We start from the raw sequence: 15,029 nt of genomic DNA, 5'->3' as shown, positions 1-15,029 counted from the left end.
AGTACCCTTGATCGGCCGGAATGGCCGCAAGGCAGGTTTTAAACGGGCCGGCTTTCAAAGCCTCCCCGCCATCAGGGTCCGTCGTCGGTTTCCCCATCCCCGCGAAGGCGGGGACCCAGGCGCGCTCTTTGTCGCAGTCCTTTCAAAGTCTGGATCCCCGCCTGCGCGGAGAAGACGATGACGTTTCAAACTCTTCGCTGTTTCAAAACCAGACCGCCTGCCCGACCGGCTCTTCTGCCTAGGGCCACCATTTTCTCCGCCCGGACCGCCGCGATTCCGCGCAGGCGATCCGCCCCGGACACGAGACGTTGGGAACGAAAGCCATGCTGGACGCCAATCTGAAGACGCAGTTGAAGGCCTATCTGGAGCGCATCACCAACCCGATCACGCTGGTGGCGTCGCTGGACGGCGGGGCGAAGTCGCAGGAGATGCTGGGCCTGCTGGAAGACATCGCCTCGCTGTCGGACAAGATCACGCTGGACCGCAACGGCGCCGACGAGCGCCGGCCCTCCTTCGCCATCAAGCGCGACGGCACCGACATCGGCGTCACCTTCGCCGGCCTGCCGATGGGTCACGAGTTCAACTCGCTGGTTCTGGCCCTGCTGCAGGTCGGCGGCCACCCGTCGAAGGAGTCGGAGGAGCTGCTGGAGCAGATCCGCAACCTCGACGGCGATTTCCGCTTCGAGACCTATTTCTCGCTGTCCTGCCAGAACTGCCCGGACGTGGTCCAGGCCCTGAACCTGATGAGCGCGCTGAACCCGCGGATCAAGCATGTCGCCATCGACGGCGCGCTGTTCCAGCAGGAGGTCGAGCAGCGTCAGGTGATGGCCGTCCCCACCGTCTTCCTCAACGGCGAGCCCTTCGCCCAGGGCCGGATGGACGTGGCGCAGATCGTCGCCAAGCTGGACACCGGCGCCGTCGCCCGCGCCGCCGAGAAGATCAAGGCCAAGGCCCCGTTCGAGGTGCTGGTGATCGGCGGCGGCCCCGCCGGCGCCGCCGCCGCCATCTACGCCGCCCGCAAGGGCATCCGCACCGGCGTGGCGGCCGAGCGGTTCGGCGGTCAGGTGCTCGACACCATGGCGATCGAGAACTTCATTTCGGTCTCCCACACCGAGGGGCCGAAGCTGGCCGCGGCGCTGGAACAGCACGTCAAGGACTACGAGGTCGACGTGATGAACCTGCAGACCGCCACCGCCCTGGTGCCGGCCACCCAGGAAGGCGGCCTGATCGAGGTGAAGCTGGCCAGCGGCGCCTCGCTGAAGTCGCGCACGGTGGTGCTGTCGACCGGCGCCCGCTGGCGCTCGATGAACGTTCCGGGCGAGGCGGAATACCGCAACAAGGGCGTCGCCTACTGCCCGCACTGTGACGGCCCGCTGTTCAAGGGCAAGCGCGTGGCGGTGATCGGCGGCGGCAATTCCGGCGTCGAGGCGGCGATCGACCTCGCCGGCATCGTCTCGCACGTCACGCTGATCGAGTTCGACAGCCAGCTGCGCGCCGACGCGGTGTTGCAGCGCAAGCTGCACAGCTTGGCCAACGTCACCGTCGTCGTCTCGGCCCAGACCACCGAGGTGCATGGCGACGGCAACAAGGTCGTCGGCCTGTCCTACAAGGACCGCAACAGCGGCGAGCTGAAGCGGGTGGAGCTGGAAGGCATCTTCGTGCAGATCGGCCTAGTGCCGAACACCGAATGGCTGAAGGGCACGCTGGCGCTGACCCCGCGCGGCGAGATCGAGGTGGACAACCGCGGCCAGACCTCGCTGCCCGGCGTCTTCGCCGCCGGCGACGCGACGACGGTGCCGTTCAAGCAGATCGTCATCGCCATGGGCGAAGGCGCGAAGGCCGCACTCGCCGCCTTCGACCACCTGATCCGCACGGTCCCGGCCGAGGAAGCCGTACGCGAGACCGTCGCGGCGGAGTAAGGACGGTAGAAGTCCCCTCTCCCCCCCGGGGAGAGGGTTAGGGTGAGGGGGGAGCGCGGCGAGGATTCTCGGAATAGCCACGCAGTGCATCCCCCTCACCCCGACCCTCTCCCCGCGGGGGAGAGGGGGATTCTCCCGTAGGGATCGGGATGGGTGACTGTGTCACCCCAGCGTATGCTCCAGCAGGATCTTCGCGCCCAGGCCGATCAGCACCACGCCGCCGGCCATTTCCGCCCAGCGGCCCAGATGGTTGCCGGCGGCCTTGCCGATCAGCACGCCGCCGAAGGCCACCGCGAAGGTCACCACGCCGATCAGCGCCGAGGTCGTCACCATATCCACGTCGACCAGCGCCAGCCCCGCACCCACGGCGGCGGCGTCGATGCTGGTGGCGACGGCGGTGGTCAGCAGGGCCAGCCATTCGGCGCGCACGCTGCGCACCGGGCCGCAATCCTCCTCGCCCTCATCCTCGCCGTCCATGATGGCGTTGCGCAGCATCGCGCCGCCGACCGCCAGCAACAGACCGAAGGCGATCCAGTGATCGACCGATTCCACGAGGCTGGCGAAGGCGATGCCGATGCCCCAGCCGACCAGCGGCATGGCGAACTGGCAGACGCCGAAGGCCGCGCCCACGCGCACCGCCTCGGGCAGGCCGGACCGGCGCGAGCAGGCCCCGCGGCCGAGAGCGGCGGCGAAGCTATCCATCGAAAGGCTGAAAGCGAGCGCAAGGGACGTGGCGATCATGGCTATTCCCGGGCCAGACAACACAGTGGAATCGGACGGACTCCGGCTGGCCGCGGAGATGCCCGATCCACTGGTCTCGCCGGGTCGGCCTTCTGGCCGCCGTGCGCGCCATGGCGGTAGCGGCCGGAGGCCGGAACCGTCCAAGTCTGTTGACGCGAACCCCACCGGATCGGTGCCGGCGGGTGGCTACTCCCCAATGACGGGGGAACTCCTACAAGGACTAGGGGCTTGGGTCAAGCGCCCGATTGCCGCAGGTGCGAATTGCGCCCGCGCAGATAGGTGGCGGCCACCGAACGGTCGTCGCCCAGCGTCACCTGGATGAACAGCTCCTCCTCCAGATCGCCGTCCACCGCCTTCATGCGATGTCGCATAGCCGGGGTGGCGGCGGGGTCGAGCACGACGAGGTCGGCCCAACGTCCGGGCTCAAGACTGCCGATCTCTTCGGCCATGCCCAGCGCCTCGGCATTGCCGCGGGTCATCCAGTGAAGGGCGGCGAGCGCCGGCAGGTTCCGGCGCCGCAGTTGCAGCACCTTGTAGGCCTCCGCCGCCGTGCGCAGCATGGAATAGCTGGTGCCGCCGCCGACATCGGTGGCGATGGCGGTGCGCACCGGCCGCTCCGGCTTCGACAATGCGTCGAGGTCGAACAGGCCGCTGCCGATGAACAGGTTGCTGGTCGGGCAGAAAACCGCAACCGACCCGCTCTCCGACAGCCGTTCCATCTCCGCCTCCGACAGGTGGATGCAGTGGCCGAACAGCGAGGTCGGCCCCAGCAGCCCGAAGCGGTCATAGACGCCGGTGTAGTCGCGGGCGCCGGGGAACAGGCGACGCACCTCGGCGATCTCGTCGGTGTTCTCCGACAGATGGGTCTGCATGTGGACGCCGGGATGCTCGCGCAGCAGCGCGCCCGCCGCCTCCAGCTGCGCCTCGGTCGAGGTGATGGCGAAGCGCGGCGTTACCGCGTAACGCTGCCGCCCCTTGCCGTGCCAGCGGCCGATCAGGTCCTTGCTGTCGCGATAGCCGATGTCGGCGGTGTCGGTCAGGGCGGGCGGAGCATGGCGGTCCATCATCACCTTGCCGGCGATCATCCCGGCGCCGCGCGCCTCGGCCTCCGCGAACAGGGCGTCGACCGACTGGGGATGGACCGAGCCGTAGACCACCGCCGTCGTCGTGCCGTTGCGCAGCAGCTCGTCCATGAAGAAGGCGGCGTTGGCGGCGGCATGGGCCGAATCGGCGAAGCGCTGCTCCTCGATGAAGGTGTATTTCTCCAGCCAGTCGAGCAGCTGGGCGCCGTAGGAGCCGATCACCTGGGTCTGCGGGAAATGGATGTGGGTGTCGATGAAGCCCGGCAGCACCAGCTTGCCGCTGTGGTCGTCGACCGTCACCCCCTCCGGCACCCGGCCGCGCAGATCGGCCCACTCGCCAACCTCCAGAATCCGCCCGTCGGCCCCGACCAGCAGCAGCCCGTCCTCGTGATAGGTCAGACAGTCGAAGTCCCCCGGCCCGGCGGGCGCGCGACGGAAGCTGAGCAGGCGCCCACGGATGGCGGCAGAAATGGGGTGATCGGGCATGGGTATCCGGTTCGATGGAAAAACTGTGAGGGCGGTTACTTAATGTCCCCCGACCACGCCGCCAACACCGCGCGTTCCTGGGGCGTTATTCCGGTGATGTTGGCGGGGGGCATGGCGCTGCTGAAGCCGGCCTGCAGGCGGATCTGCTCGGCATGGCGGCGGATGCCGTCGCCCTCCAGCACGACGCCGCGCGGCGGGGTGGCGATGCCCTCCCACACCGGCTGGGCGGCATGGCACATGCTGCAGCGGGTGGCGACGATCTCCTCGACCTGATTGAAGCCGACCTTGACCGGCGCAGCCGCAGCCGTGTCGCCGTTGGCCGGCCCCATGGTGCTGAGCCACGCGCAGGCCAGCATGCCGGCGGCGGCGACCCCCCAGGTCCACCAGGGCGTCGGCTTGCCGGCATGGCGGCTGTTGAAGAAGTGGCGGATCGCCGTGCCGACCACCAGAACCAGCGCCACCATCACCCAATTGTAGCGGGTGGAGCTGACCAGCGGATAATGGTTGGACAGCATCAGGAAGACGACCGGCAGGGTCAGGTAATTGTTGTGCAACGACCGCTGCTTGGCTTGTCTGCCCAACGACGGGTCGGGCGTCTCGCCGCGCAGCATGGCGGCCACCGTCTTGCGCTGGTTGGGGATGATCAGCATGAAGACATTGCAGGCCATCATCGTCGCCATCAGGGCGCCGATCTGCAGCATGGCGCCGCGCCCGCTGAACACCTTGGTCATCGCCCAGGCCGTCGCCACCAGCATCACGAAGCCGGCGACCGCCAAGGCCCCGTCGTTGCGGCCCAGCGGCGACTTGCACATCAGGTCATAGGCGACCCAGCCCGCCACCAGCGCGCCGACGCTGATCGCCACCGCCTGCCAGTGGGTGAGCGCCATCACGTCCTGGTCGATCAGGAACAGGTCGGCGCCGCGGTAATACAGAACGCACATCAGGAAGAAGCCGCTGAGCCACGTCGCATAGGACTCCCACTTGAACCAGGTGAGATCCTCCGGCAACTGCGGCGGGGCGACCATGTATTTGGTCATGTGGTAGAAGCCGCCGCCGTGGATTTGCCAGGCATCCCCCGCCGTCCCGGCCGGCGCCCCTGCCCTCTTACGCAGCGAGGCGTCGAGATGGATGAAGTAGAAGGACGATCCGATCCAGGCGATGGCGGTGATGACGTGCAGCCACCGCGCCAGGGCGTTGATCCATTCCCACAGGATGGGCTCCATCGCGCGCACGCTCCTTCCGGTCGAGATCGATGGCTTGACTGTACGGGGAGTGTGCGGGTGCGGAAAACCATTCGTCCGTCCCAACAGCTTCAAAAAATGTCGAAAGATGGCGGTGCCCGTCATGAGGGCTGTCAGGGGCCGGACAGGAGACCCGCCCTGGTCCTACCAAAGCCAATGGACAGAATGACGCACCCAAGCTATACCTCCGCCAGCGAAGGTGAGTAAGCACTCACTTATCACAAGCGACTGATTCAAAGCCCCCGATGGCCCCACGCCTCGACAGCGGCGCCCGCAAGCGGGCGATCCTCGACGCCGCCTTGCCGCTGTTCGCGCGCAAGGGCTTCGCCGCGACCACCACACGGGAGATCGCGCAGGCCGCCGGCGTGTCGGAGGCGCTGATCTTCAAGCATTTCCCGTCCAAGGCTTCGCTGTACGAGGCGATCTTCCTCAGCTGCATCGACGGCGACCCCGAATATGAGCGGCTGGTCGCCCTGCCGCCGGGCACCGGCACGCTGGTCCAGATGATCCAGGGGCTGGTGAACTATTTCGTGATCGAGGTGCCGGCCGATCCCGACGAGCGGGCACGCCACCGTCTGTCGATCATCAGCCTGCTGGAGGACGGCGAGTTCATGCGGCAGGTCTATGAGGGCATCCGCAGCCGCTTCCTGCCCTGTTTCGCCGCCTCCATCGCCGCCGCCGTCGCCTGTGGCGACCTTGCGCCGGGGCCGATCGATGCGGAGAACGGGCTTTGGCTCGCCGAACATCTGTGCGGAATGATGGCGACCGTCTGCCTGTCCGGCGGGACGGTGGTGCCCTATCCGTGCGGCCGTCCCGAGCTTGCCCGCCAGACCGTCTGGTTCATCCTGCGCGGCCTCGGCCTGCGTGACGACATCATCGCCGCCCGCGAGTGCGGCTCCAAGAACGACAACCCCACACCCGAGAGACCGGAGTAGCCGATCGTGACCCTGGACCATTCGCCAAAGACCGAGACGTCATTCGGCCACCCGGCGTCCGAGCCGGGCCGCGGAACGCCTCCGCCGCCGCCCACCACGCCGCCGCGCAAGCCGGTGACGCGCGGGCGGCTGACCCTGCGCATCGTCATCACCCTGGTGATCCTCGGGCTGCTGGGGGCTGCGCTGTACGGCTTCAACAGCTTCCGCGCCAAGGCCATCGCCGACTTCTTCGCCAACAACAAGCCGCCGCCCACCCCGGTGGCTCTGGCGGACGCGACGGTGCAGACCATCCCGAAATATCTGCCGGCCATCGGCACGCTGCAGGCGGCCCGTCAGGTCACGGTGGCCCCCGAGGTCGCCGGCCGGGTGGAGCGCATCCCCTTCGAATCGGGTTCCCGCGTCAAGGCCGGCGACCCGCTGGTGCAGCTGAACGACGCCACCGAGCAGGCCGACCTGCTGGCCCAGCGCGCCCAGGCGCGTCTGGCCGAGCTGAACCTGGAGCGCTATCGCGACCTGCGCCGCAGCCAGGCCACGCCCCAGAGCAACGTCGACCAGTATCAGGCGCAGCTCGACGAGATCAACGCGAACATGAAGCGCACCAGCGCACTGATCGGCCAGAAGCTGATCAAGGCGCCGTTCGACGGCGACCTCGGCATCCGGCAGGTCAATGTCGGCGACTACGTCAATCCCGGCGCCACCATCGTCACCCTGACCGACCTGTCGCAGCTCTACATCAACTTCACCCTGCCGGAGCAGGCGCTGCCGAAGCTTTCGGTCGGCCAGGGCGTGCTGATCAACGTCGATGCCCTGCCCGGCCGCGATTTCGAGGCGAAGATCACCACCATCGAACCGCAGGTCAGCGCCGACACCCGCGCGGTGAAGGTGCAGGCGACCATGGACAACCGCGAACGCCAGCTGCGGCCGGGCATGTTCGCCAGCGTCCGCGTCGTCCTGCCGCCGCAGCCCAACACGCTGACGGTGCCGGAAACCGCGGTCGACTACACGGTCTACGGCGATTCCGTCTTCGTCGCCGCGAAGAAGCAGGGCCAGGACGGCAAGGAGCAGATGGTGGTGGAGCGCAAGGCGGTGAAGACCGGCGACCGCCTCGCCAACCGGGTCGAGATCCGCAGCGGCCTGAACCCCGGCGATCGCGTCGTGGTGTCCGGCCAGCTGAAGCTGGACAACGGCGCCGCGGTCGTCGAGGCGCAGAGCAATCCGCTCACGCCCCCGCAGACCCTGCCGCAGAACTGAGGCCGATGCCATGGGCAGTTTCACCGACATCTTCATCCGCCGGCCCGTTCTGTCCGTCGTGGTCAGCCTGCTGATCCTGCTGGTCGGCATCCGCTCGATGCTGGAGCTGCCGATCCGGCAGTATCCGCAGTTGCAGAACACGGTCATCACCGTCACCACCAGCTATCCCGGCGCCTCGCCGGAGCTGATGCAGGGCTTCATCGCGACGCCGATCGAACAGGCGGTGGCGACGGCCGAGGGTCTCGACTATCTGACCTCCTCCTCCACCCAGGGGCAGAGCGTCGTCACCGCCTATGTCCGGCTGAACTTCGACCCCAACGTCGCGATGACCGACGTGATGGCGAAGGTGCAGCAGGTCAAATACCAGCTTCCGCGCGAGGCCAACGACCCGGTCATCCTGAAATCGACCGGCGAGACGACCTCCATCCTCTATATGGGCTTCTCCAGCCCCGACCTGTCGGGGGCGGCGATCTCCGACTATCTGACGCGCGTGGTGCAGCCGGTGCTGTCCACCGTCAACGGGGTGGCGCAGGCCAAGATCCTGGGCGGCCAGACCTTCGCCATGCGGCTTTGGCTGGATCCGGCCAAGATGGCGGCGCGCAACATCTCGCCGGCCGACGTCTCGGCGGCGGTCGCCGCCAACAACTACCAGTCGGCTCCCGGCCAGACCAAGGGCGTCTTCGTCATCTCCAACGTCACCGCCAACACCGGCCTGACCGACGTGGAGCAGTTCCGCGACATGGTGGTGAAGGCCAAGGACGGGGCGCTGGTGCGGATGCGCGACATCGCCACCGTCGAACTCAGCTCCAAGAGCTTCGACGCCAGCGTGGCGATGAACGGGCAGCAGGCGATCTTCATCGGCGTCGATTCCACCCCCACCGGCAACCCGCTGAACATCGTCGAAGACATCCGCAAGATGGAGCCGGAGCTGCGGCGCAACCTGCCGCCCGGCATGAAGATGGAAATCGTCTATGACAGCACCCGCTTCATCCAGGCCTCCATCGACGAGGTGGTGAAGACGCTGCTCGAAGCGGTGGCCATCGTCATCGTCGTCATCTTCCTGTTCCTCGGATCCCTCCGGTCGGTGCTGATCCCGGTGGTCACCATCCCGCTGTCCATCGTGGGGGCGGCCACCTTCATGCTGGCGCTGGGATTCTCGCTGAACCTGCTGACGCTGCTGGCGATGGTGCTCGCCATCGGCCTCGTGGTCGATGACGCCATCGTGGTGGTGGAGAACATCCACCGGCATATCGAGCACGGCAAATCGGCGGTCGCCGCGTCGCTGATCGGCGCGCGCGAGATCATCGGGCCGGTCATCTCCATGACCATCACGCTGGCGGCGGTCTATGCCCCCATCGGCCTGCTGGGCGGACTGACCGGCGCGCTGTTCCGCGAATTCGCCTTCACGCTCGCCGCGTCGGTGATCGTGTCGGGCATCGTGGCGCTGACGCTGTCGCCGATGATGTGTTCGGTCATCCTGAAGGAGGGGGGGAGCCAGGGCCGCTTCGCCGCCTTTCTCGACCGCCAGTTCGAAAAGCTGGCCGGCTGGTACGAGCGGCGGCTGGACGGCATGCTGGACTATCGCGCCGCGACCCTGCTGTTCGCGCTGGGCATCCTGCTGTCGGTCGGCTACCTGTTCGCCAACACCATGTCGGAGCTGGCGCCGGAAGAGGACCAGGGCATCCTGTTCGGCATCTCCAAGGCGCCGCAATACGCCAACCTCGACTATATCGACAGCTTCGGAAAGCAGATCGACGATACCTTCGCCAGCTTCCCGGAAACCGACACCCGCTTCGTCCTGACCGGCATCCCGACCCTGAACCAGGGCTTCGCCGGCATGATCCTGAAGCCGTGGGGCGAGCGCGGGCGGTCGGCCAAGGAACTGCAGCCGCTGGCCCAGGCCGAGCTGGGCAAGGTGACGGGCATCAACGTGTTCCTGGTGTCGCCGCCGGCCCTGCCCGGCTCCACCGGCGGCCTGCCGGTGCAGATGGTGATCTCCAGCCCCGGCGATTACCGCACCATCTTCGACGCCATCGAGCGGATCAACGACGCCGCCATGAAAAGCGGCATGTTCATCGTCACCGACACCGACCTGAAATATGACAGCCCGGTCGTCCGGCTGAAGATCGACCGCGCCAAGGCGGCCGACCTCGGCCTGTCGATGAAGGCGGTGGGCGACACGCTGGCGGTGCTGGTCGGCGGCAACTACGTCAACCGCTTCAACCTGAACGGCCGTTCCTACGAGGTCATCCCCCAGGTGCCGCGGGCCGACCGCCTGACGCCGGAATCGCTGACCAACTATTACGTCACCTCCGGGTCGGGCGCCCAGATCCCGCTGTCCACCGTGGTGTCGGTGGATACGGCGGTGGAGCCGAACGCGCTGAACAAGTACAACCAGCTTCCCTCGGCCACCTTCTCCGCCGTGCCGATGCCGGGCGTCTCGATGGGACAGGTCGTCGATTTCCTGGAGGAGCAGGCGCGCACCCAGCTGCCGGCCGGCTTCAACCACGCCTACCTGTCGGAATCGCGCCAGTTCGTGACGGAGGGCAGCCAGCTGATGGTCACCTTCGCCTTCGCGCTGATCGTGATCTATCTGGTTCTGGCGGCGCAGTTCGAATCGCTGCGCGACCCGCTGGTGATCCTGGTGTCGGTGCCGATGTCGATCTGCGGCGCGCTGCTGCCGCTGTTCTTCGGCGCCGCCACCATGAACATCTACACCCAGGTCGGTCTGGTGACCCTGATCGGCCTGATTTCCAAGCACGGCATCCTGCTGGTGGAGTTCGCCCGCGAGATGCAGATCAACGAAGGCGTGGACCGCCGCACCGCGATCGAGCACGCGGCCCGCGTCCGCCTGCGCCCGATCCTGATGACCACCGCGGCGATGGTGGTCGGCCTGCTGCCGCTGCTGACCGCGGCGGGCGCCGGTGCGGCCAGCCGCTTCTCCATCGGCCTGGTCATCGTGTCCGGCATGCTGATCGGCACGCTGTTCACGCTGTTCGTCCTGCCGGCGGTCTACACCCTGCTGGCGACCGACCACTATGCCAGTTCGCGCTCCAACCGGGCGGAGCAGCTGCGCAGCACGACCTGACGCCCCGTCGGGCACCGCAGGACGAAACAGGCCCCTCCCGACCGGGAGGGGCCTGTTTTCGTTTGTGCCTTGTCACCCCACCAGTTCCGCCGGCGCCGGAAGGTCCTCGCCCTCTTCGCGGCGGAGCATCCAGACCAGCCAGCGTTCGGTGTGGATCAGCAGGCGCCGGGTTTCGATGCTGTCGCAGCCGCGGCTGTGGTCGCGCAGCAGGCGGATGGCGCGGCAGATGGCGGACTGCGGGTCGAGGGCTCGTTCCGGCACGGCGGAGGTCCTTTGCGGCTGGGGGCACACCCGACACATAGCGGACCGTCCCGCAACCAAAGCGTGATCTTTCTTGGCCCACGCCGAATCCTGCCCCGACGCCGTTTCAAAGTTGCGCAGGGCCGGCAGAATGATGCGGGCAGGAATGGCCAAAGTTCCGCACCTCTTTCAGACCGCGTGAAACCAGCCGCGGCATGCGCGAAACCGGCCGCCCTGCGCTCTCTTGTCCCTACCTGCGGCATTTATCGAATGTTATATCTTTCGTCCTACACCCTGGCTGGACCGTCGCCGTCACGAATGCTGTCCGTTCATGCGCCGGCATTTCACGCCTGCACAACGTAGGGATCCGAGATCCATGACAAAGCGTCTGTTGGCCGGCCTTGCCGCGCTCTGTTCCGCCCTGTTGTGCGGACTGGCGACTCCCGCTCCGGCCGTGGCGGCGGAGCAGGTGTTCCGCATCGGCATCGCCCCGCACACCAGCGCCCGCGTCATCATCGAACAGTACCAGCCCGTCCGCCGCGCGGTGGAGGCGGCGCTGGGCCGGCCGGTGGAGATCGTGACGGCACCCGACTTCACCGCCTTCGCCCGCCGGGCGATGGACCAGGAATACGACATCGCCGTCACCACCGGCCATCAGGCGGAAATGCTGCGCAAGGACGCCGGCTATCTGCCGCTGCTGACCTACAAGGCCGACTTCCGCGCCGTGGTGGTGACCGCCGCCAAGGGACCGTACCGGACGGCGGCGTCGCTCGCCGGCACCACCGTCCTGGGCCTCAGCCCGTCCTCGCTGGTGACGCTGTGGGGCCAGCATTGGCTCGCCGGCCAGAAGCTGCCCGGCATCCAGCTCCGCTATGTCAGCGCCGCCGACAGCGTGGCCCAGTTGATCCTGGCCGGCGACGCGTCGGCCGGCTTCATGTCGCTGGCCAACCGCGCAAAGCTGGCGCCGGAGGTTCAGGCCCAGCTCTCCACCATCGCCGAGAGCCGCCCGATGGCCGGCCGCGTCTATATGCTGAACGGCAGGCAGGCGGCCGTGGCGGAGCCGCTGCGCAAGGCCCTGTTCGCCTTCGGCGAGACGGCGGAGGGCAAGGCCTATTTCGACGCCAACCAGCTGGGCGGCTACCGTACGGTCAGCGATGAGGAGCTGGAGGCGATGGAGCCGCTGTCTGACGAGGTCCGGAGCGTTCTGAAGGCCGGGAAATGATCCTGACCCGTCTGGCGCCCTGGAAGACCCTGCGCGGGCGCATGCTGGTCGCCGCCATGGCGGTCGAGGCGATCATGCTGACCCTGCTGGTCGCCAACAGTGTGCGCCTGCTCTATGGCAGCCTCGCCGAACAGGCGCGGCTGCATGCGGGGCAGGTGGCGCCGGTGCTGAACGCCGCGCTGGTGGCGCCGCTGGCCCAGCGCGACTATGCGACGCTGCAGGCGGTGCTGGACGAAAGCCGCTCCACCGGCGGCGTCCTCTATCTCGCGGTCAGCGACAGCAACGGCCGGCTGGTGGCGATCAGCGGCTGGCCGGAAAACCGCGCGCTGCCCGATCCGGACCCGGCCCTGACGCTGGACGCCAAGGACGGCATCGCCCGCTACGACGTGGCGGTGCCGGTGTCGCTGGCCGGGCAGAAGCTGGGCGCGGTGCAGTTCGGTCTCGACCTGCTGCACATCGTCGAGGCGCGGCGCGACCTGCTGACCCAGGGCATCGCCATCGCCCTGTCGGAGATCCTGCTGTCGGCCGGACTGCTGACCCTGCTGGGCCTGTGGCTGACCCGCCATCTGGCGGCGCTGGCGCGGGCCAGCGAACGGGTGGCGGCGGGCGACTACAGCCCGCCCGAACTGGCTGAGGGGAGCGACGACATCGGCCGGCTGGGTGCGGCCTTCAACACCATGTCCCACGCCATCAAGGAGCGTGTCGACCAGCTGACCGTCGCACTGGACGAGCAGGAGGCGCTGGCCCGCGACGTGGAGCAGGAACGCGCCCGTCTGTCGGCGCTTCTGTCGGCGATGGATTTCGGCGTGCTGTTCGTCGGCGGCGACGGGCGCATCGCCTACGCCAACCCGGCCTTTTCCTGCCTGTTCGCGATCGCCGGAGCGCCGGTCGGCCACCGGCTGGACGAGACGCTGGCCAATGCCGGCAACGCCCCGCGCGACACCGACTATACCCTGCTGTCGGCGGTGGACGGCGACGAGCGGCGCGAGATGACGCTGACCGACGGGCGCATCGTCAGCTGGCACAATGTGCCGGTGCGCAACGCCGCCGGCACGGCCATCGGCAAGCTGTGGCTGTGCATCGACGTGACCGAGCCGCGTCAGGCGGCCGAGCAGCTGCTCCTGGCCAAGGAGAAGGCGGAGGCCGCCAGCCGGTCGAAGACCGAGTTCCTGGCGACCGTCAGCCACGAGCTGCGCACCCCGATGAACGGCGTGCTCGGCAACCTGACCCTGCTGGCCGACGCCTCCCTGCCGACGGAGGAGAAGCGGCTGGCCGACGTCGCCCGCCGCTCGGCCGAGACCCTGCTGCGGCTGCTGGACGACATTCTCGACCTGTCGAAGCTGGAGGCCCGCCGCATCGACCTGGAGGAGGCGGACTGCGCCCTGCCCCAGCTGATCGACGGCGTGCTGGAGGTTCTGCGCCCGAACGCCACCGACAAGGGGCTGGAGCTGTCGGCCCGGCTGATGCCGTCGGTGCCGGAGGTGATCGTCACCGACCCGGCCCGCCTGCGCCAGATCCTGTTCAATCTGGTCGGCAACGCGGTGAAATTCACCGAAGAGGGCCATGTCGCCGTGCGGGTACGCCGGCTGGACCGCGCCCACGCCGACATCATCGCTTATGGCCATCCCGACTCCTTCCTTCTGGAATTCGAGGTCGAGGACACCGGCATCGGCATCGCGCCGGGTTCGGTGCCGACCCTGTTCGACCGTTTCACCCAGGCCGACAGCTCGATCACCCGGCGCTATGGCGGCACCGGGCTGGGGCTGGCGATCTGCCGCGACCTCTGCCTGCTGATGGGCGGCAGCATCGCGGTGGACACCGCCCCCGGCCGCGGCAGCGTCTTCCGCTTCACCGTCGTCGCCCGTCCCGGCGACCCGTCGGCCCTGCGCCGCGTCGAGCCCGGCCACGGCGCCAGTGTCGGCGAGGCGGCGCGCGCCGCCGCATTGCCGCCGCTGCGCGTGCTGGCGGTCGACGACATCGAGGTCAACCGCGACATCGTCCGCGGCATCCTGGAACGCGCCGGCCACAGCGTGGCGCTGGCCGCCAGCGGCGGGGAGGCGGTGCGCATGGTGCGCGACCAGCCGTTCGACCTCGTGCTGATGGACATCCAGATGCCGGGCATGGACGGGCTGACCGCCACCCGCCGCGTGCGCGAACTGGCCGGCCCGCAGGGCAGCGTTCCCATCCTGGCGCTGACCGCCCATGCGTCGGGCAGCTCGCGGCCGGAATGCCTGTCGGCGGGGATGAACGGTTTCGTCACGAAGCCCTTGCGCCCCGCCCTGCTCTTTGCCGAAATGGCATCGGTGCTGGGCGATGGCGCTGCTGCCGGCGCGGCTGTGTCCGCCACCCCCGTACCCGCCGCTCCGGAGCCCGCCATGATCGACCAGCCCGCGGATTTGCCTGCCGACCAGCCTGCAATTCCCGACACCGACCTTCTGGATGAGGAGCAGGTGTCCCTGCTGCTGGAGGTGCTGACGGCCGACGACTGGACCGCTTCCGTCGCCGGCTTCACCGACAACGGGCAGAAAACCATCGACAGCATGGTCGCCCAGGCCCGCGCCGGGGAGCCGCACAACCGCACCGCCCACACGCTGAAGGGCACCTCGCTCAATCTCGGCGCCGCCGCCCTCGGCCGTCTGGCGAAGGAGCTGGAACATGCCCCCGCCTCCGCGGTTCTGGACCAGGAGGACCGGCTGCGCGACCTGCTGGACCGCTCCCTTGCCGCGCTCCGCACCCGCAAGCCGCTAAACGTCTGAACGGATAGGCGGCGCCCGGACAGTCACAAACAGGCAGCCGCTCCCTCCACATTCGGACAGGTCCGCAT

Annotated in this window: 10 protein-coding genes and 1 riboswitch; of the genes, 6 read left to right on the top strand and 4 right to left on the bottom strand. The window is 68.2% G+C overall.

Features of this window, described 5'->3' with window-relative positions; all coding sequences use genetic code 11:
* The first annotated feature begins 323 nt into the window (after window positions 1–323).
* Entirely contained in the window at window positions 324–1,919 is a 1,596-nt protein-coding gene (ahpF, locus tag FZ029_RS11080) for an alkyl hydroperoxide reductase subunit F (RefSeq protein ID WP_149269287.1), read from the top strand.
* A gap of 162 nt (window positions 1,920–2,081) precedes the next feature.
* Here ahpF and FZ029_RS11075 read toward each other — a convergent pair whose 3' ends face one another.
* From FZ029_RS11075 to FZ029_RS11065, 3 genes are all read right to left on the bottom strand, one after another.
* On the bottom strand, window positions 2,082–2,660 hold the full coding sequence (locus FZ029_RS11075; RefSeq protein WP_149198689.1) for a manganese efflux pump MntP family protein: 579 nt from the start codon (window positions 2,658–2,660) through the stop codon (window positions 2,082–2,084).
* A gap of 83 nt (window positions 2,661–2,743) precedes the next feature.
* Window positions 2,744–2,867: riboswitch (yybP-ykoY riboswitch) on the bottom strand.
* 26 nt (window positions 2,868–2,893) lie between these two features.
* Window positions 2,894–4,228, bottom strand: a complete 1,335-nt coding sequence (guaD, locus tag FZ029_RS11070; protein WP_149269286.1) for a guanine deaminase — start codon at window positions 4,226–4,228, stop codon at window positions 2,894–2,896.
* A gap of 35 nt (window positions 4,229–4,263) precedes the next feature.
* Window positions 4,264–5,451: a urate hydroxylase PuuD gene (locus FZ029_RS11065; RefSeq protein ID WP_149269285.1), complete on the bottom strand. Its 1,188-nt coding sequence runs from the start codon at window positions 5,449–5,451 to the stop codon at window positions 4,264–4,266.
* 263 nt (window positions 5,452–5,714) lie between these two features.
* Between FZ029_RS11065 and FZ029_RS11060 the strand changes: the two genes are divergently transcribed.
* Genes FZ029_RS11060 through FZ029_RS11050 form a run of 3 tightly spaced genes read left to right on the top strand, consistent with a single transcriptional unit; the run spans window position 5,715 to window position 10,743 of the window.
* Window positions 5,715–6,404: a TetR/AcrR family transcriptional regulator gene (locus tag FZ029_RS11060; protein WP_149269284.1), complete on the top strand. Its 690-nt coding sequence runs from the start codon at window positions 5,715–5,717 to the stop codon at window positions 6,402–6,404.
* A gap of 6 nt (window positions 6,405–6,410) precedes the next feature.
* Entirely contained in the window at window positions 6,411–7,655 is a 1,245-nt protein-coding gene (locus FZ029_RS11055) for an efflux RND transporter periplasmic adaptor subunit (RefSeq protein ID WP_247892258.1), read from the top strand.
* Between the two features lie 10 nt (window positions 7,656–7,665).
* Entirely contained in the window at window positions 7,666–10,743 is a 3,078-nt protein-coding gene (locus tag FZ029_RS11050) for a multidrug efflux RND transporter permease subunit (protein WP_149269283.1), read from the top strand.
* A 72-nt stretch (window positions 10,744–10,815) separates the two neighbouring features.
* Here FZ029_RS11050 and FZ029_RS11045 read toward each other — a convergent pair whose 3' ends face one another.
* A complete protein-coding gene (locus FZ029_RS11045; RefSeq protein ID WP_149269282.1) occupies window positions 10,816–11,004 on the bottom strand; it encodes a hypothetical protein in 189 nt (62 codons plus the stop codon).
* Between the two features lie 355 nt (window positions 11,005–11,359).
* Between FZ029_RS11045 and FZ029_RS11040 the strand changes: the two genes are divergently transcribed.
* Together FZ029_RS11040 and FZ029_RS11035 are read left to right on the top strand one after the other, a co-directional pair.
* Window positions 11,360–12,205, top strand: a complete 846-nt coding sequence (locus tag FZ029_RS11040) for a phosphate/phosphite/phosphonate ABC transporter substrate-binding protein (RefSeq protein ID WP_149269281.1) — start codon at window positions 11,360–11,362, stop codon at window positions 12,203–12,205.
* Window positions 12,202–14,961 carry a response regulator gene (locus tag FZ029_RS11035; RefSeq protein ID WP_149269280.1) on the top strand — a complete coding sequence of 920 codons (2,760 nt, stop codon included), beginning with the start codon at window positions 12,202–12,204 and terminating at the stop codon, window positions 14,959–14,961. Before FZ029_RS11040 ends, FZ029_RS11035 begins: the two co-directional genes overlap by 4 nt.
* Window positions 14,962–15,029: the final 68 nt, after the last annotated feature.

The organism is Azospirillum sp. Sh1 (assembly GCF_008365135.1).
GTDB classification, from domain to species: domain Bacteria; phylum Pseudomonadota; class Alphaproteobacteria; order Azospirillales; family Azospirillaceae; genus Azospirillum; species Azospirillum oryzae.
Note: the sequence above shows the minus strand (reverse complement) of the source record. Positions and strands in the feature narration are given on the sequence as shown.